The sequence below is a fragment of the Streptomyces sp. FIT100 genome (assembly GCF_024584805.1).
Taxonomy (GTDB): Bacteria; Actinomycetota; Actinomycetes; order Streptomycetales; family Streptomycetaceae; genus Streptomyces.
Map to the genome: position 1 here is coordinate 7,865,165 of NZ_CP075715.1, position 17,918 is coordinate 7,883,082.

General features: G+C 61.4%; 10 protein-coding genes and 6 pseudogenes. 8 read left to right on the forward strand and 8 right to left on the reverse strand.

The features are described 5' to 3' along the window. Positions 1–542: 542 nt before the first annotated feature. Positions 543–881 (forward strand): annotated as a pseudogene (locus KK483_RS34870) (hypothetical protein); the annotation flags it as partial. A 29-nt stretch (positions 882–910) separates the two neighbouring features. Beyond that, positions 911–1,136: pseudogene (locus KK483_RS34875) on the forward strand (IS5/IS1182 family transposase); the annotation flags it as partial. A gap of 733 nt (positions 1,137–1,869) precedes the next feature. Here KK483_RS34875 and KK483_RS35610 read toward each other — a convergent pair. Further along, positions 1,870–2,160 (reverse strand): hypothetical protein, encoded by a 291-nt coding sequence (locus KK483_RS35610; RefSeq protein ID WP_399016294.1) that lies wholly within the window; start codon positions 2,158–2,160, stop codon positions 1,870–1,872. On the opposite strand from KK483_RS35610, the gene KK483_RS34880 reads away from it, so the two are divergent. Then, entirely contained in the window at positions 2,077–2,511 is a 435-nt protein-coding gene (locus KK483_RS34880; RefSeq protein ID WP_262009218.1) for a hypothetical protein, read from the forward strand. The genes KK483_RS35610 and KK483_RS34880 overlap by 84 nt on opposite strands. 293 nt (positions 2,512–2,804) lie before the next feature. Here the strand turns inward: KK483_RS34880 and KK483_RS34885 are convergent, their stop codons facing one another. The 3 genes from KK483_RS34885 to KK483_RS34895 all read right to left on the reverse strand — a co-directional run bounded on the left by KK483_RS34885 (position 2,805) and on the right by KK483_RS34895 (position 5,963). Further along, positions 2,805–4,502 carry a hypothetical protein gene (locus tag KK483_RS34885; RefSeq protein WP_262009219.1) on the reverse strand — a complete coding sequence of 566 codons (1,698 nt, stop codon included), beginning with the start codon at positions 4,500–4,502 and terminating at the stop codon, positions 2,805–2,807. Between the two features lie 101 nt (positions 4,503–4,603). After that, on the reverse strand, positions 4,604–5,419 hold the full coding sequence (locus KK483_RS34890; RefSeq protein ID WP_262009220.1) for a hypothetical protein: 816 nt from the start codon (positions 5,417–5,419) through the stop codon (positions 4,604–4,606). Between the two features lie 382 nt (positions 5,420–5,801). Then, a complete protein-coding gene (locus tag KK483_RS34895) occupies positions 5,802–5,963 on the reverse strand; it encodes a hypothetical protein (protein WP_262009221.1) in 162 nt (53 codons plus the stop codon). Positions 5,964–6,059: 96 nt separating this feature from the next. Here KK483_RS34895 and KK483_RS34900 point away from each other — a divergent pair, with 96 nt between their 5' ends. Both KK483_RS34900 and KK483_RS34905 read left to right on the forward strand, forming a co-directional pair. Beyond that, on the forward strand, positions 6,060–6,185 hold the full coding sequence (locus KK483_RS34900) for a hypothetical protein (RefSeq protein WP_262009222.1): 126 nt from the start codon (positions 6,060–6,062) through the stop codon (positions 6,183–6,185). Between the two features lie 563 nt (positions 6,186–6,748). Beyond that, a pseudogene (locus tag KK483_RS34905) lies at positions 6,749–7,079 on the forward strand (IS5/IS1182 family transposase); the annotation flags it as partial. 48 nt (positions 7,080–7,127) lie between these two features. Here the strand turns inward: KK483_RS34905 and KK483_RS34910 are convergent. After that, complete coding sequence (locus KK483_RS34910; RefSeq protein ID WP_262009223.1) at positions 7,128–8,354, reverse strand: hypothetical protein; 1,227 nt, start codon at positions 8,352–8,354, stop codon at positions 7,128–7,130. A 44-nt stretch (positions 8,355–8,398) separates the two neighbouring features. Then, entirely contained in the window at positions 8,399–9,658 is a 1,260-nt protein-coding gene (locus KK483_RS34915) for a M91 family zinc metallopeptidase (RefSeq protein ID WP_262009224.1), read from the reverse strand. A gap of 870 nt (positions 9,659–10,528) precedes the next feature. On the opposite strand from KK483_RS34915, the pseudogene KK483_RS34920 reads away from it, so the two are divergent. After that, a pseudogene (locus KK483_RS34920) lies at positions 10,529–10,666 on the forward strand (ATP-binding protein); the annotation flags it as partial. Between the two features lie 66 nt (positions 10,667–10,732). On the opposite strand, the pseudogene KK483_RS34925 reads toward KK483_RS34920, so the two are convergent. Then, positions 10,733–11,330, reverse strand: a pseudogene (locus KK483_RS34925) (transposase); the annotation flags it as partial. A 114-nt stretch (positions 11,331–11,444) separates the two neighbouring features. On the opposite strand from KK483_RS34925, the gene KK483_RS34930 reads away from it, so the two are divergent. Both KK483_RS34930 and KK483_RS35615 read left to right on the forward strand, forming a co-directional pair. Continuing rightward, the gene (locus KK483_RS34930) at positions 11,445–11,939 is read left to right on the forward strand and encodes a hypothetical protein (protein ID WP_262009830.1); all 495 of its coding nucleotides are present in this window, start codon (positions 11,445–11,447) and stop codon (positions 11,937–11,939) included. A gap of 671 nt (positions 11,940–12,610) precedes the next feature. Then, positions 12,611–12,969 (forward strand): annotated as a pseudogene (locus KK483_RS35615) (transposase); the annotation flags it as partial. A 103-nt stretch (positions 12,970–13,072) separates the two neighbouring features. On the opposite strand, the gene KK483_RS34940 reads toward KK483_RS35615, so the two are convergent. Further along, positions 13,073–13,213 (reverse strand): hypothetical protein, encoded by a 141-nt coding sequence (locus KK483_RS34940; protein ID WP_262009226.1) that lies wholly within the window; start codon positions 13,211–13,213, stop codon positions 13,073–13,075. Positions 13,214–17,918 lie beyond the last annotated feature (4,705 nt).

The window sequence follows — 17,918 nt, forward strand, 5'->3', positions numbered from 1 at the left end:
GGTGTGGTGGACAGAACGCCAACTGCAAGCGCAACAGCAGTAAATCTCTTGAGCCATCGGGGCGTTGGAGTCATGGAAAGGTGCGTCCTTCCTTGGTTGCGAATTGAACTTTGCGGTGCGCGAGGGGCTTCTGCCCATGAGACATCGGAGGTATGCGCTCGACGCAATGCCAGCGGTGGTTTGTCGTGTCTCGGTAGCCGGATGCGCAAGTGGTCGTGGTCCGGGCTGGTGGTGCCGACGACGATCAGGCCGGTGGCTCGTTGGGAGTTGGGGGGAGGAGTGGTTGCGAAGCCCGAGGGCTGCCGGGCTGGCGAGGGCAGTGCTTGCTAGAGGATGGTTCGTTCGCTGATGTCCGTTCCTGGTGGGGCTGAAGCGGACTGCTCATCGCGGCGCTTGATCGACTACTGCTTGCCGATACCCGTGAGTAATGTGCGAGCAGTTCGAATCGATCACGAGAGGTGGCCGCGCTCGGTGACCGGCCGACGGTGATCCCAGCAGGAAAATGCGTATGCGGCTACGCGGCGTCAACCGATCGTGTGGGTATGACCGTTCAGCTGGCGATCAGTGCCTTTGACTCTGCAGCACAGGATCCCGCACGACTGGGCGGCGGATCCTGGGCCGAGGTGCGGCCTCTGATCGACGGCGCAGACGTCCTGAAGGTGGTCCATCCGGAAGGGGCGGCACTCAGCTGCCGACACTGGAGGGGGCGGCCGAGCGCTGGCCGCTGGCGGTCACGAAGGAACCTCGCCGGGTCATGATCGCCGAGACGACCTGCACGGCCGGCTGCTGCGGCGCCCTGTAGGTCACCATGCGCCGCGAAGGCGATCGGGTCATCTGGGACGTATGGAAAAGCACCAGCAACATTGCTGCCGTACCCCCGCCTGCGGAACCAGGTCGCCGGCAACGTCGGAGAAGCCGTCGAGAGGCCCTGGTCGACCAGGGCTTCAAGCACCAGGTCATCGCGCACGGCGCCTGCCCGGCCATCGAGGTCGAGATCGTCGAACGCAACCCGCAGGAGACGGGGGTTGATTCCGCAACCGAAGCGGTGGAGGGGCGAGCAGACCTACGGCATCTTGAAACTGCACCGCCGCCTGGTCCGCGATTACGAGCACCGCCATCCTCGTTGTCGGTCTCGGCGCCCCGCGCCGATGGCGGTGAAGCCCTCAAGGCCCGTGGCCGAGGGGCCTGGGATACACCATTGCGCCCACTTGCCGCGGGCGTTGTTCCGTCCGTCGTGCTCAGCCTATTGCCGTCCGGGTGGGGCTGGAGGTTGGGCGGTCCGAACTCGCCGAGGGCGGGAGACGACTTCGGATGTGTTGTCGCCGGTGATCGCGTGGTGACGCTCGGCGCGGGCCCTTTGTGGCCGCCTGGCGGGGGCCGTGGGAGGCGTTCCGGGTCTCCACCCGCTGGGAAGGGACGCCCTCTTCGCGGAGCGGGACCTGCGGGACCTCGTGGCTGATGCCGCCGACCACCGCCTCGGCGGGCGGGAAGTCCACCGGCCTGGCCGTGCCCGGGCCGGGCACGGCGCTCTGTGCTCGGACGGCTTGGATGTGGGGGTCTTCCCGGTCTCTCGGCGCTTGGGGGAGTGGCAATCTCCGGGCGGGCGCCTTTGCGTGTGGTGTAGCGCGAGCCGCAGCCGTAGCCGGCGGCGTTGATGTTGTGGATCACGTCCTGGACCCGTCCGGGGCCGGTGAACGGTCAGCCCCGCGGGACCGGATACGACGCGGTTGTGGTGAAGGGCGTCGATCCGGTTGCCGACCTGTGCCCGCCGAGGTACCGATAATCGGCAGATCCACAGACGCCGTCGAGACCCCCGGCACGGGCACCTGATCACCGTGGCAGGAGGCGGTGACGTCGTCAGCGTGTCGCTCACCGACACCCTCCGCGACTCACTCGCGAGCGCCCGCCAGAAGGTGCCGGACGATGTCGCCCAGGGCTGGGCTGCGTCGGGTACTTTCTCGGTGCCGCCCGACACGGACGATCTGACTGGCCTTCCCCGCCGGCTGGCCGGCTTCGCAGAGCGAGCGGCAGCCCATGAGGCCCGTCGGCTGAGGCCTTGTATAGCGCGGGCAGGGTGTGGATGCGGGCGATGGTGATGTCGGAGGTGGAGCCGGGCTCGACGTCGGAGACGCAAAGCGGGGTGCCGTCCGGGGCGGCCAGGAACTGAACGTTGCAATCGAATGTCTTGTGTTTCTGGCTGTACCACAGGTTATTGCCGTTGTCGCGGATACCGGCGAGGAGGCCTGCTTCGGTGAGAGTGCCGTCGAGGATCACGTGGGTCATGCGCTTGCGTCGGCACTGGTCCAGGATCTCGTGCAGGTCCGGGGCGTGGGTGGCGAGGACGTCGATGCCTTCATGCAGGGAGCGCTAGTCGGTGGACTGGGATACGCGGGCGTCGCGGGCCAGGCAGTGGACGCATCCGCGGAATCAGCGCAGCACCAGCACGGTTTCGTGGAACGGGTCGAGCGCGCTGCTAATGTGCGGAGTGCCGATTCGCCGCCGGTGTGCTGAGAGTAGACGGGACAGGTATTCCCGACACGGCGCGGGACGTCAAGCGTGGCAACATTGTGACCAGGGTGAAGCCTCTGGTGGTTACGGACATGACCTTGTGGTGAGACCAGTCCTACCAGGAGCTTCATGTTTGTCCGTAGCCGGGCCCAGCTCGCCTGACCTGCTCATGCACGGGTGGTTCACGCTGTTTCGTATCGATCATTTCACTGGGGAGACGCCACTGCCTCACCTGCCATGGACCCAGTGCACCTACCGGTAGAGGATGATAAAGCTCTGATGAATAACCCTCCAGGTCAGATCGCAATTAGCCCGACCGTCACATCCACCGCCTTTGCAGTGACAGCCATCGAACTACTAGTTAGAGGAGGCGAAGCTCGCCGATAATCGATAGAAATTGATTCCAGCGATGGAAGGGAATCCAGCACACTCAAAGCTGCATCTAGACCAGAATCCTTTGCTATCCCGAAGGACTTCAGCATCTGAGAGACTGAGGTTGGCTGTCCGAATTCCCCAGATAGTAAGAATCCTTGAACCGTTGCGCTTCCATCAAGGAAGAGCATGCTCTCCTCTAGAATGACTTCCGAGTGCAACTTTACTTCGATGGACGGCCAGGAGATTGACACCGCTAGTCGGAACTCCATACCCCCGACCACCAAGGATCCCGTGCACAGAAAAGATAACCCCTTTGGGGCGATTAAAGCATCAAGTCTGCATTCATCAATATTGAGTTCGCTCAGTGAATCGGGTAGCGAAATTCCGATGGTCTCACAAAGCTTTCTGATGTCAACATCCTGGAAAATTCCGGAAAGCCTCCACGAGGATGCAGTCTTTGATGCCGAAAGAGTGAGTTCAACATCTCCGAGCAAAAAGACTCCGGAAACCTGGACGGATGCAACGCCCGATGAGTCCAGGAATAAATCAGCCCCTATATGCGAGAGTGCAACACCCTCCCAGGCTTTCCAGGTCCCGCCTACTTCGACGTGCAAACGACTTTCTCGGGCTCTCCAACTACCGAGGAGAGTGGCGTTTAGAAGTTGTGCCGATTCAATTGCGGGAAGCGCCTGAGCAATGTCCGAGCTGAGTTCTTGAGCCGTTCCGAACCCCAATGAAAATTCATAACGCAGATCTGGAAGGGCTACCATCCCTACAAGTTCTATGCCCATAATCCTGACCTTACCGGACAAGATGGCGGAAGCACTCCATGATCCGTTGACATAGACAGTGGAAATTTCAACAGAGGCGTCGTTGAAGCTCGCTTTGGCGTCCATAAAATCCCACTGCAATTGAGCACCGATCGCGAGCTTCATGGATACGCCATAGATTTTGGCACTTGTATCCAATCGAAGGGAGACCTCCCGCACCTGGCAGTTTGGAATTGCCAGTTCAGCAGGATTAAGGTCAGCAATTTTTGTGGAAAGCTGGTCGGGAATGAATGGAATGCTTTGAGGCTGAGACATGTTGAACGTGGGCGACTCTCCATTCTGGAACTGCGCTGCCATAGTGAATCCCATTCCCTGAGGGGCAGGCTCCAGGCGCACTCGAAATTCCGACTGCCCGTCGGGAAAAGTGCACTCCAACTCGATCCACTGTTCAACTTCCCAATCTTCTGTGGTAGACGCCAATAAGTGAGCATCTCCCAGGAAGGGGTACCGTTGGTACAATGAATTAATGTCCAAATTCCGCATCTCACCGCTAAGTAAATGCCGGGACAATGTGATATCTACTACCATTCCACGAACTTCTGATTCGCCTGCTTGGAACCGCAGGGCGACGGCACTGCGATCCGGAAAGTCTGGAAGATTCCCGTATCCCGATACCTTCATCTCTTCCTGAGATGTAGAGCAGTCATCAAGTATCACTTCATCGCTGAAGAGGCGGTCCCAAATATTGCCGAAGACTGCCTCGCCCAGGTCCTCAAGTTTCAGGGAGAACGAACCTCCTTGTGCTCTCCCCAATCGGTCCATCATTTGTTCGACCGTAAGCATAGCCATGCCTCCTAAAACTCCGTTTGTATATTATGCATTCTCGATCAACACTCTATGCCAATGCGCGCTAAAGCAATCTATTATTGATTGCTGCATGTTGGTACACTTTACTCGAATTCCACTGGATAGTCTGACTCTGGAAGATTCAGAACGCGAATACGAGACCGAGGGTCTGACGCCTTCTCCCTTGCCTGTATCACCGCAGAGAACAGTCCGCATGCCCTACCGTCGCTAGCATCGAGCATGCGAACCTCCAGGTCGCTTCCACTAAGATCACTCCAAGGCCACCGCAATAACGACTCCGGTTCCGGGTGCCCCATCACTAGAGTGACGCCATCTCGAACGATGTCATAAACGGATTCTTCCAACATCTTGAGCGAAAGCTTGTCGGCGTGACTCAAAAGCAGGATATTGGTGTCCAAATGCCTTACGGCAAGGACGAGACTCTTACCATTCGGATTTCCACTCCCTGAACCCCCCGAAGAATCCACCCCCAGAATATATAATTTGGTGAAACCGTGCTGGAATTCCGGCTGTGCGACATTGGAATAGAACCCATCGTAACCTCGTCCATTTTTTATTGAAATGAGATCCCGGATCGCCGTCGGATAGTCGGAGAGTCGGCCCGCATACCTCAGCGCTCCTACATTCGCAATACGGAAGAGCTCTGGGAGGAGATTCCAATGCTCCTTCCTTGTGTGAGTTATGAACACATAATCCAACACATACTTGCCGTTCTCCTGTCTGGAACATGTATCCAGAAGATTCTTTAGTGTATTCAGGGCCCTATCGGGGCCACCCGTCGTGTAGCCCGCGTCTACGAGAACCGTTCTTTGGGTATCCCCATCGCTCATTGCCACCAAAAAATAGGATGCCGTTACCTTGTTGGTGACTACATTGAGGCTCGGTTGTGCTGCCGGCATCGAATGCACCTTCTCTCTGTCGGGCCCGTGTTCTATTTGGGCTAAACTAATTGCTTGCCTCTGTGCGCTTGCTGACGGGCGGGATTGGCTGGGGTGTGTCCAGTTAACGGGTCTGGCCCGCAGTTGATGTTGACGTCGGGTTGCCGCCGGTGATCATGATCTTGTGGTGGATGTCAACTCCCCTATTGGGGACGGTGTTTTCCGGACTGCCGGTGCTGGTTGTCGAAGGCGTGGCGTGAGTGGTGCCGCGGTGATGGTTGGCGGCCCGCACCCGGGATGCGTCGGTGTCGTGTTCGACATGAGGGACACTGATGGGGAAGGTGCACGGGTACCCCCGCCGAACGGTGACGTGCCAGTCGACGGCCGCGTGGTCGTCGTGTGCCTACGCGTTGGGCGGTTGGCCTGTCCGGTCCTGGGCGGTTGGTGCCAGACCTTCCGCGAGCAGATTCCCGGACTGCTGGAGCGCGATCAGCGCCGCGCGGTGCGGCTTGCCGGGCAGATGGCCCTGGGTGGCGCGGGAGTTACGCCGTCTGGGCAGTTGCACGCCTGGTCGACGCGGTAGCCGTGCCTGTTTTCCGCATTACCGCGCTGCGCCATCCGCGGCGCTTGCGGCTGCCGGTGGTCCCGGGGGGTGATCGGCGTGGATGACTCCGCTCCGCGCCGCCGCCACCGCTGCGTCACGATGATCACCGACGCCGAGACCGGTAGACGCGTCCCGGTGCTGCCCGAACATGAGGGCGTGTGCCGGGACGACTCCGTCGCCTAGGCTGAGGCCGTCCGCCGCGCCCTGCCCACAGCGGTGCAGGTCAGCGACCGGTGGCACCTCTGATGCAACCTCTGCGACGAAGTCCTGCTTGAGGTCCCCGGCACGCCCCGACTGCTGGGCCGCCGTCAACCCGCCCTGCCCTGGCGTAGTACGTGAACAAACTACCCGCGAACGCTAGAGCAAGATCCACGATCTCCTTGGCCAGGGCGTCGGCCTACCCGACTGCTCCCGCCGCCTCGGCCTGGCCCTGAACACCGTCAAAGCCATATCCGCATGCCCAAACCCCAGGCAATGCGCATCGCCCTCGCTGCTGGCTCACCGTTGTGGACCCCTATCGTGACCATCTGCGTGCCCGCCACGCGGTCGACCGCACAGTCCCCGTCACCCATCTACTGCACGAGATTCGACCATTGGGCTACAGCGACAGCGCCAACCTGCTGGTCCGCTACCCAACCCGGGCCGCGCTGAAAGCAACCGACCCGCCACCACTGTGCGCCATGCCAGCCGCCTCCTGCCCACCGGTGCCGAGAATCTGCTTCCGAAGGAATCGACCCTACTGTTCGGCCCTGCCCGGAGCCGTCCAGGACGTCTGCTCAGCCCGCGGACCCGGCATCGTCGACGCTCTGGCAGAGGCTGGCATTACCTGCGGGGCCGACAAGGGCCACCAAGGCGCGGGTGGCACAGTCCGAGACCCCCTACTGTGGCCGGCCGGAGACCTTTCTACAGGTCGGGAAGCCGCCAACCGATACCGCGCAAAGATCCGCGCCCCTCGTCGAGCCGGTTGTCGCCACCCTCAAGTCGTGGCGATTTCTCTGGAAGCTCCGGTGCTCGACCACTCGCATAACAGACCTTGGTCAATCTGTCCTCTGCCTGCATATCGCCAGCTTGGACTGAGGACGGAGAACGCGCACTGTGAGCGATTAGCTTTGAACGACTTTCCCGTCAGAACATAAATGCTTTGGGAGGAGTGAGGAGAAATGCCTCGGCCATTTCTTCCATGGTGATGTAGTCTTTTTCAAAGACCTTCTTATCGGGCTCAGGCATGCTTTCAGGCTTACCGTAAGGGTATGCAGGACCACCGCTCTTGGCATACTCATCCTCCGCTTCCCATCCGTCCGGATACTTGAATTTTGAGCCGCCAAGATACTCCTCGGGATCCCGAAATTCTCCTGGATCAAGGCGAATCTTAAAGTTCAGGAAACGTGGATTATAATCCATGTAGTACCCAATGAGCCCCCTATATCTGAGGCGCTCGTCCTTGAATGGGTTGAACGGCCTTCTTGTCTCATTGTATTGCGTTTCCCCGCTCCCCCTGTTGCTTTCAAAGTCCAGCCCTGCATCAAAGACCAAACCATCACGTTCAGCGTTCGGTGTCGTCGCCACCTTTCCTCTGATCTTAGTCAGAGTGAACCTCACTTTCATCGCTTCGATGATCATGCTGGGTGGTATCCATCCGGGTGCAGCCCATTCGTTAGCATGCCGAGCCAGCTTGGCCGCTTTCTCTCCCGCCAGCTTGGCTCTGTGAGGAATCAAACTCAAATTATTTTCAACATCAATAAAATAAGGACTGGACATTATGGAGTACATCCATAGTTCGACCCAGCTTTTACCCGGTCGGCTATCGTTCAACTTTGCAACTTCTTTCCAGACTTTTATCTCCTTTCCGTAAAGCATGTCGAGCAGTTCTTGCCGTGCCTGATTTTGTTGCGGACTTAGCGGCTGATTATTCTTCTCCAGGCGAATCATGCGATCGGTGCGACCCCAGGCTTCCTCCAATTTCTTAATGATTGCCTTATCGATCCTTTTGGTCTTCTTTAGTGTATCTTTATCTACGTTCCATGCAATGAACATACGTAGGACGTTTGTTGCATTGGAGCTAGTGCTAATAAATCCCGTGACTGGAGAGTATGCCTGAAAGTCGGAGACGTGGCGCGCCAAATCCCAACCAGTCCCAAAGGAGTAGAAACCAGTCTTGAAGATTTCTTTCGGCCCTCGCGAATCCAATCTGTAGTACCGTTCTGGGATGGTTCTGTTTTCGTAGGGAAGAAGCCTCGGTTGCGCATTATCGATGGACATGTGAAGTTCCCTTCTTCTGTGAAACGAGACGGTGGCTACTTTGCGAGTATTTAAGTCGAACTTTCCAAGTTGCCGATGAGTGAGCTTCTTCATCGCCTCGGGATGGTGATTGAGTCATCGACGTTCACGTCGCTCTGTCACGCACTCGAATCTAGAATGAGGACGTCAACTATTTGCATATCCTCGGGGTGGCTTAGGGGTACTTGGGTGAACCCCAAAAGACTATCTTTACTCGGATTGGCACTTGCTTCAATGATGGATTGAGCGCGTTGCTGTTCGTCGAGTGTTAGGTTTTGTGTGATGTGAGGCTCATCGGAGGGTCGATTCAAAATCGACCGGACACCACTCGATAGTCCGTCTTTTTGCACATCCTTTCTGTTGAGGTTTATGGGCTGGGCTTTACTGAACACCTGATCGGAGATTTCCCCTCTCCTGCGGCTCAACTCCAGAATAAACTGGTCCGCCTTGTCGGCGGTACCGCAAATCGGGCCATAGGATGGTCTAGTGACGAGGCCCAATTCCAAAGCAATTCTAAGCTCAGATATTTCGAATATCTCGCAACGGGATTTCGTTATCCTGGCATCGGAAATATTTTTGTACTCTTCAAAAGCAGACGCCAGTTCCACGCTGGCCGTCTGCGAAGGATGCATCCGTAGCTTTTCTCTTCCGCTACTGTTCAATGTTCCTAAGATCCACCTCAAGCCCACTTGATTTCCGTGGGTTGCCATTTCCTCGAGGTTTGTCTCATCGAAGGCGAACTTTCCTTTTGCTTTACCGCACAGTATGGGCACGTCGCCTGATTCTCGTGACACGTAGCAGCCGGCCAAACTATGGGCTGCATGGATCATCTCGTGAGCCAGGATTAGTTCTGGGGCCACAATGCTACGGTCTTGCATGAAGGTGAACCGTGGATCATACCGAATCAGGCTTGGGGAACCGGAGCCATCCATGGCTCGAATGTAAGATAAGGGCGCAGCGCAAATATTTTGATACTTTCCGCGACGTCTATAGATGACTAGATTAACCCCTACTGGCTCACTACCCACCTTCGCGTGTAGCCATTCCGATCCAACTTCTTCCGAGAAGTCTTTGAAAGTTCCGAGCCGGTTGGGGTGGCGTCTGGGAATGGGATAGTTCTTGGCAAAGAAGTCCACCAATTTCTCTCCGGATGCACAGCGGCGAATCCTGTCGGTGTAATCCGCGACTTCCGATATAAACTCATCTGACGATTTGACGTCGACTTGCTCCCCTTCTGCGATCTGCGAATCAGTCAGCGTGCTTACTGTGATGCCACCGCCTAAAGAAATTGCATCGAAAGGCTTTTTGTCTTCGATGGAGATTTTCACTGTGGCCCATTTTGCTGGGGGGCTTGGTCCATCTTCGTTCCAAAAATCCATTCTGTGCTCCAAGTCGTTGAGGTTTTCTCGGCGAAGGTTACTTCTACGGATTGTTGAGTGCGAGGGTGGCTTGGGCGATGGCGCCGATGCGGCTGGGGCAGAGAGGGATGTGTTGGAGGTGCGCCAGCGTTGTTTGAATTCGGCGGCGATGCGTTCGCCCGGCGCGCGGATGCGGCACTGGAGTTGGTTGGACGAAGGAGTTCGAGCCGTCCGCCCACACCCTCCGTACCTGGGCCAATCAGGACCGCGTGGCCGCCGGGGCGTTCAGGTCTGACCAGCGAGGAGAAGGAGGAACTCGCCTGGCTGCACCGTGAGGTGAAGCAGTTGCGTCAGGAGAGGGAGGTCCTCCTCAAGGCCACGATCTTCTTCGTTCGGGAGACGATGTCTCCCTTGCCGCTCGGCTACTGGGTGTGTGGCGACAGGGCGACTGTGCCTGGCGCGACCGAGGCCCATTCGCCGGTGCGGGACGACTCCGTCCTCAGAGGAGATCTGCGGGCACTACGAGCGGTCCCACGGGCCTATCGCGCCTCGCGCATCCAGGCGACCTGCGCGAAATCAACGGCCTGTCAGCCGGGCGCAAGCGCGTCGCCCGGCTGACGTGCAAGGCGGGCCCTCGACGAGGCGGCGAACACGTCGACGCAGGAGGCCTGGGACTGCCGCGGGTTTGTCGCCAAGGGCCCTTCGGGACGGCCCCGCCCGCGATGACCAGGAATCTGGCCTCGACTTCCTCCATATTTTCCTCGCATCTGAACAGTCAAGGCTGCACGGGAAAATCGTGGCGCCACCACGAGAACCAACGAGGACCACAGGACGGGATTCGGCCAGCTGGCAGCACCCACTCTTGCGAGGGAACAAGTGCCAACCTCAGATGTCTTAGGCGACGAAATCCTTGCCACCGCCATCCCCGACTACCTCCCGCACCACTGCGATGTGATTTCCATCAACTGCCCGATCTACCGGCTGGAGCACCGACTCGCCACCATCGAGCCAGACAACAACACCGCCTGACAATGAGGATGCAGAGGGCACCGCTCGAGGTTCTAGCCCTCCGCCTGAGTGACGCTCCGGCTGTCCTCGGGTACGCGCGAATCTCAGGTGACGGCGGCGGGCGGTGGTGACCGGTTGGGCGGTGGCGGAGAAACAGGCGGAGCCGCAGCCGGGGCTTCACGCTCGAGGCCAGCAACGGCAGTAACGGCAGCCAGGGCAGCAAGCCCAGGGCGAGCTGGACGATCTCCAACCAGACCTGGTTCTGGGCGGTGACGTGCAGGCGTAGATTGCGAAGGCCTGGCCGCGCGGCTCGGATGTGGTCCTCGGCCCGAGCGCATTGGTGGTGCCGCAGATCCAATGCGGCGATCGGCCCGTTGGCGTCGGCAATGCGCAGGATGGGCGTCAGGGTGCGGTCGTTCCTTGCGAACGATCAGCCGCAATTCCCTCTGGCCAGCCGTTGAGGCAGTCGTCGGCGAGTTCGACGACCCAGGCTCCGTCCCGGACCTCACCGTCCGGTTCGATCGCCGCCCGTCCAGGCCAGGGTGGAGCCCTTGAGTGCGGCCTGGTGAATCTGCTCGGTGACGACCATCCCGACCGAGTAGGACAGCCACTGTCCGCGCTGGGCGAGCCAGCCCACGAACTCGTGGGTGCCGCCACTGGAGTCGCGCTCGCTGTACGAGTCGCGCTCCCCATCACACGACTCTGAATGAACCATCCTAGTCCGCTCCGCCATACCGCCTACCGTGCACAAGCTCGTTAGTTCGCCATCCTTGAGACACATCCCTGAACCATCGCGGCGGTGAAGCGGGCCTCCATGGTCGTATCTCGTGGCGACCGCACGGTGCCGCTTGAGCTGGTCGATCCCGCACTCGACGGCGTGCCGCTGCTTGTAGTCGTTCTTGTTGAACGTCAGCGGCTGTCCACCTCGCGAGCCGCGCTGCTGCCGGTTGCGGACTCGGTCCGCGGGGTACTGAATCGTCGCTTTGATGCTGCGTCTGCGCAGATAGGGGCGATTCTTGCGGCAGTTGTACGCCTTGTCGGCACGCACTCGATCCGGCTTCTCGCGTGGCCGTCCCGGACCGAGCCTGGGCACCCGGGCTTCAAGCACCGACTCGAACTGAGGGGAATCGCCCCATTGCCCGGCGATGATCACCACCGACCACGGCTATTGGTCTTGCTCGACCGCGAGATGAATCTTGCTGGTCACTCCGCCCCGGAAACGGTCCTGGCGACGTCGACCGAGGCGATGGCGGCGGTCACGGCATGGGTTACGGGCGCAGTGGACCGGGGGTGATGCGAGGGCGCCGCCTTCCAGGATAAAGGCGCTCATTTGAGTGAGCCCGGCCAGTGGGGGGAGGGGGGCCGGGCTGGTATGAACCCAGGCAGCGAGGTCACGGTCAACGACCCACCGCCCGGAAAGCCGCAGAGTTCCCGGACTCGGCACCGGAGGGCATGGCATCTCACGGCACTGGGCCGGCCAGCAGGAACATCGATACGAGTGGGTGGCCGCAGTGGTCGGCCGTGTCAACAGAGGCGGCATCGGACTGAGTTGCCTCAGTCTCGCTGCCGGGGGACCACCGGCCGATGAGCGACCACTTCGGAAACTCGTACAGGGCGCCGGCGCTGGGGGATGCCGAACGACCGGCTGCCCTGTCTTCCGCAGCAGGACCAGGGGGCGGCTCAGGAAGGCATCCCTCACGCCGTCCTATGCAACAGATCTGCCCATTAATGCTTACAAGAGTGACATAGCTTCGCTCTATGTCAAATGCGCATTCGTGGCAAGTGCAGGAACCGATCTGGCGGGCCCGCTTGAGCCCTCAGCCCTGACTGGAGGTACGGGCGCCGTGGATGGGCGAGGCAGTCTCTTCGTGACGTGGATGCCGGCACGCTGACGCCGCGGGGGAGGCGGGGGAAGAGGGCGGGCACAAGAGCAACGGGCATGACCGCTGACGATGGCATCGATGTCTGCCTTGTCTGGATGCCGGCACGCGCGAACACCGCGTCACCGCCGTCAACCGGGCTGGGAAGAAGGTGTTGACAAGCCGTTTCCCAACAGCGAGCCGAAGTTGCGGGCGCTGTACGAGAAAATGCAGGCCAGGCACGGGCGGTGAAGGTGGTCGTCGAACAGCCGGGTTTCTATCGAGGTCCTTCCCATGGCGGTTGCCCGCGATGCGGGTTGCCAACTGGCCTGCTTACTCGGCCTGACGATGCGGCGGATCGCCGATCTGGATCCCGGCGAGGACAAGACTGACGCCTGTGACGCGTTTATCTTCGCCGATGCTGCGATGCCCCGCACTCTGCGGACTGTCGATCTCGCCGAGGAGGCAGTTCGGTCCTGATTGACGGGTGGGTGTTGGGGATTGCGCGTGTTTGTTGTTTGGTTGCTGGTCGGGGTGGTCTGCGGGGGCGGGCTGGCGGGTGTGGTGGTCAGTGGATGATGTCGATGGTGAGGGTTGTTGGGGGATGGTGGCGGATGATGCGGTGGCTGGGGTTGGTGGTGAATGCTGCGCCGAAGCTGATGGTGTTGTTGGTGATGTCGGTAAGTGCGAATCCTTTGATTTTGGTCATGTGGTGTGTGGTGGTGAGGCGGGGGCCTTGGTAGGTGTAGGGGGGTGTGTTGTGGGTGCGACTGGTGGTGAGTGTGATGAGGAGCAGGCGGGTTCCGGTAAGGGGGACTGGTTTTCCGGAGTTGCCGTAGTGGAGTTCCTTTGTGGTTTGGATGGTGATGTTGGTGAGGTTTCTTGTGGTTTGGATGGTGATGCGGTCGAAGTGGGGGTGCTGACTTAGTTCGGCGGTGAGTTTGTTTGTTGTGTGCGGGGGTGGCGTGTGTCGGGGGGTGGGTTGCGGGTGGGGGATCTCGGGGTGGAGGTGCGGGGGTGGCGGTTGCTGTGGTGGTGTGGTGGGGAGGCGGTGCGGCATGGGGTTGGGTGATTTTCTTCCCGGGCGGGGGCGTTGGGGTGGCTAGGTGGGGTGTGGGGTTGCGCGGGTCAGCGTGTCCATAGTTGCTGCCAGGTTTCTTTGGTGGGGTATCCGTTGGCTCTGGCTCCTCGCCAGCCTTGGGCGAGTTGGAAGCGGGTGCAGGCGGTGCGGACTTGGTCGTCCCAGAGACGTGCTTGGGTGAGGTTGTTGTCTGCCTGTTCCAGGGCTGCTCGTTGGTCATCCGCGTAGCCGCGGATGATGAGGCGGAGGCGGAGCATGAGTACCCAGGTGTTGTCCTGTCCTTCGCCGAAGTAGTGGTCTCCGGGGAATTGAGGGGTGGGCGGCAGGTGGGTGAGGGTGCCGGTGCTGGGGTGAGCGGTGACCGGGCGGTGGCTGGGGCGTGGGGATACCGCCGGGCGTGTTTGTGCGGGGTGGTGGTCGTGGGTTTTCGGGGTCGGCCATGGCGGGGGATTGTGTGGTCGGCTTTGGTGGATGGCCGGGGCGGGTTGGGCGCAGTGGCAGGAGGTGGGTGGTGCTTCGCGGTCGGGGTCGCGGCGGGTGGGGGTGTGGCCGCGTGCGCAGGAGGGGATGGACGGAGGCCGTGGCGCGGTGGTCCCGTGTGAATCCGAGGTGGTGATGACGGCGGACCACAGGTGGTGGGCGAGTGGGGAGTGGTAGGAGCGCAGTAGCTGTCTGAGGCGGGCAAGGTTCATCGGATTCCTTCGGCAAAGGAGGGCCGGGGGGAATGGTGAAGGGCCGGCTGGCGGCAGGAGACGGCGGTGTGTCGTGGGCGGTTGGATCTGCTGTGGCGTGTCTGTTTCTGCCGTCCGGTGGCGTACGGCGAGGTCGACCGGTTTGGCCAGGGACACCGGGTTGAAGGGTGCCAGGCGTACGGGTGTTCCGACGGTGCCGAGGAAAGGTGTCGGCATGCCGTTGTGGTCGGTGCTGATGTTTTGCGTGTATCGGCTGGTTGCCCAGTCGCTTTTGGCCGCTCGCATGCCTTGGCCGCTCGGCCGTTTACAGCCGCAAGGACCTTTTCGGTCATTCGGACGTCTTCGGGCTGGGGGTGCGGCTGCTGCCTGTGGTGTGGGGGTGAAGTCCGGCACGGGCGTGGGCGGGTGGACGGGAGTGGGGTTCTGGAGGATTCACGCTCTGCATCTGTTGTGCGTCGGCCGGCTCGGCTGCACGGGGATGCCGGGCGGTCTGGGCTGTGGGCGTAAACGGTTGCGGTGGTGGGGAAGATTGCGGGCCGGCTGGTGCCGGTTGCGGGAGGGGTGATGCGAACATGCTGGCCTCTACGCGCTGGGTAGCTGGGTGCCGGGCTGTGACACGGGACCCGGTACCGGGTTTTCGTGCTCGGACGGAAGGCCGGGGCGCCGGCGGGGTGAGGGGGCGGACATAGGTAACTTCTGCCGACTGGGCCGTACTCCGTGATGGCGACGTCCGTGGCGTGTTGTCGCTGACGGGCCCGGAGGCGGGATGCGGCGCGTGCCTGACCGCAGACATGGAGGCTCTCCTTCACTGCCAGGTCCCCAATTGTGGTGATGGTGAGGACTGGTAACGCAATGATCATGGCAGCGTTTTGGCTGCTTCGGCAATCGACGCGAATAAAGTAATCTCCGCTGGTTATCCCTGTCGGCGTCCGGTGATTGGCGCTCCAGCGCCCGGTGTGGGCCTGTGCCGCGACCTTTGTGCTGATCTTTGGTTATGGGTATTCGCTGCTCTGTTGGAATGAGCGGAACGGAGGTGTCGGCGAGTGGGGCCGTGGCCTGTGCGGTGAGGCGGTCGGCAGGCTGTCATGGAGGGGCGGGGTATGTGGAGTGGGTTTGTTCCGGGCGGGTTGTGGGAGATGACGAAGCCGCTGGTTCTTAGGTCGAAGTCGCGGGGGTATCCCCGGGGATATTGATGAGGTGCTGTTTTCGGTGGTCCTCTGAGGGTGTTGGCCAGCGGCGGCTGTGCTCCTCAGAGACGGCAGGCGTAGATCGCCGGGTCAGGATGGCGCGGGCGCCGAGTGGGTGCCTGGTTGCACTGCCGCCGTGTCCTGGCGTTTCGAAGCCGGCGGCTTGGCCGGGCTCCGGTCCGGGAACGGTAGGCTGTGCTCGGCCGGCTTGGGCGTGGCGGTCTTCCTGGACTCCCGGCGTTCCGGAAGAGTGAAGATTCGCGGGCGGCTGCCTTTGCCGTTCGGGCGGAGCGAGTCGAAGCGATCCCGTCGGCGTTGACATTGCCGATCACGTGGCCAACCCGGTCCGGGCTGGTGAACGTCACTCCGGCGATCTTCACCACGGACATGCCCTGCGCGGGCAGCGGCGTTGTCCGGGCCCACCGTGGCCAGTTCGCCACCTGCGCGGTGCCACTTGGGATGAGCAGCAGCAGCCATCTACCCTGTCGTCATCGGTCTCACGGTCCCGCACGCGCTCTGCCGTGTGATCGTCAGGCCGTCTCGTGCCGGACGGCGTACCAACTGGTGGCACAGCACGGCAGGGCGAACGATGCCTGATGCGGCACTCGGTGGTCGGCTGCGGCCGGCTCGGCCATTGCTGCGAACTCTCCCTGTCATGGTGCGGCGTTCCTCGGCCTCGCCGGGTGCCTATGTGGCGCTGCAGGCGACGCCTGTCGTGCAGTGCTGTGCCGGACAGGGGGCTGAGCCATGCTGCCAGGGTGATCCTCGCTGCGTACCTGTGCCGTTGGTACCCGGCCGGATCATGCAGGGGAGGGGGCTGGGTAGACGCCGGTGCACGGGCTTGCGGGCGGGGGGTTCCACGTGGCCAGGGGGATGTTCCCCTGGCAGGGTCGCGGCCCTGCGGCCCGTATCGGGGCCGTTCTTGAGCTGGGCCGGCGTGCTGCTGGACGGCCACCGCACTACCTGGCGGGGGAGCGTCACAGGGGTGCGGTGGCCGTGGTGAGATCTTGGCATATGCCGGTTGCGTTGAGTGGGAATGTATACAGACGAGGGAAAGATCAGGACTTTTCCTTTGCATCCTGGCAATTCGGTGACCGGGGCTGTCGGGTACCTGGAGCCGGATGTCCGTTTGGGCCGATGGTCCTGGCGGGTGTGTGACGTCATCACCTTGCAAGAGGGGGATCCGGGAGCGGGTCATCGTCGGATGGGTCGAGTGCTCTGTCGAGTGTGCACGCGCCGCGCCCGCGGACGGCTGAGAGGGTGCCCGGTTCCGCCTCTTGCCGCTGTCCTGCTATCTGGTGGAGTGGTCGCGGGGCCGTCGCCGCTGACGGTGTCGCGGCAAGCATGGCCGGGCTGCTGCGATGTTTGAGGTCACCTTCCCGGCAGCGAAGAAGAGCGCGGGACGGCTGCGAAGAGCACCTCTCGGCCGCCCGAGGTGCACGAGTGCCCGCATGCTGCCCGTGGGTCGCACTCGGCGTTGCCGACCTGTCGCCCCGGTCGTCGGCGGGTCTGCCGCAGACGGCGGCGGTGTTCGTGTCACCGCCTGTGAGGAAGGGGCCCGAGCGTGCGGGTCCGCGGGCGTGGGGCTGTGGTCTGCCTCTGCCTCTGCCGCGGACCGTGTAGTGCGTTGACCACGCGGATCGCGCAGGGCATCGGCCACGTCGGTTTGCACGGGAGTGACATGGCAGGGGCAGCTGGTGGTGTCCTGCCGGTGCTTCAGGACCGGGGCAGGGCCTGAGGCGGCTGCCCGGGGGCTGTGCGGTCAGGCCCCGGGCATGACGCTCGCACACACCGTTGATCTGGCGGCTGGCGGCCCGCCGGGTTACTTGCCCCGAGGCTGTGGTGGGGTTCGCGTTCGTCATCGGGTCAGGGCAGGACGCCGGAGCGGCAAGTGGCTTGATGTGTGTGGTGTGGGGGGTTGTTGGTTGTTGTGTGTGGTAGTGGAGTGCTGTTCGGGTGCTCGGGGTGGATGTCGTCGGACTGTGCGGGCCAGGTGCGGGAGGGGAGGGGTAGAAGGTTCTGCGTGCCGTTCATATGTCGCTGTGGATGCCCCCCTTGCTGTCGGGTGCGGAATCGTCGATTGTGCTTAAGGTGCAGTGCTGTTGCCTGGTTGGGCGTGTCTGTGTGTGTCTCAAGTTCTGGTGCGTTGTGTGCTGGTCGGGTCGTGGTGTGGGAGCCGGTGGTTTGGGGCGCTGTTGTTGGGTTGTTGAGGCGTATCTTGTTTTGGTTGAATGGTTGCCGGTGTCTTCGCTGCGCTGCGGGCGTGGGGCCGAGCCGTTTCTTGCTTTCGTTGGTATTGCTAGTGTTCTGATCTGCTATCGGTGCGTGGTCGACGATGCTTGATAGCGACTGCGGTGAATGGGAATGCCGCCATGCCGAGGGTCGGCAGGTGAAGGGGGCCTGCGATCCGCGACCGTAGAGCCGTCAGCCTGCTGCTTACCGCGAACGCCAGGG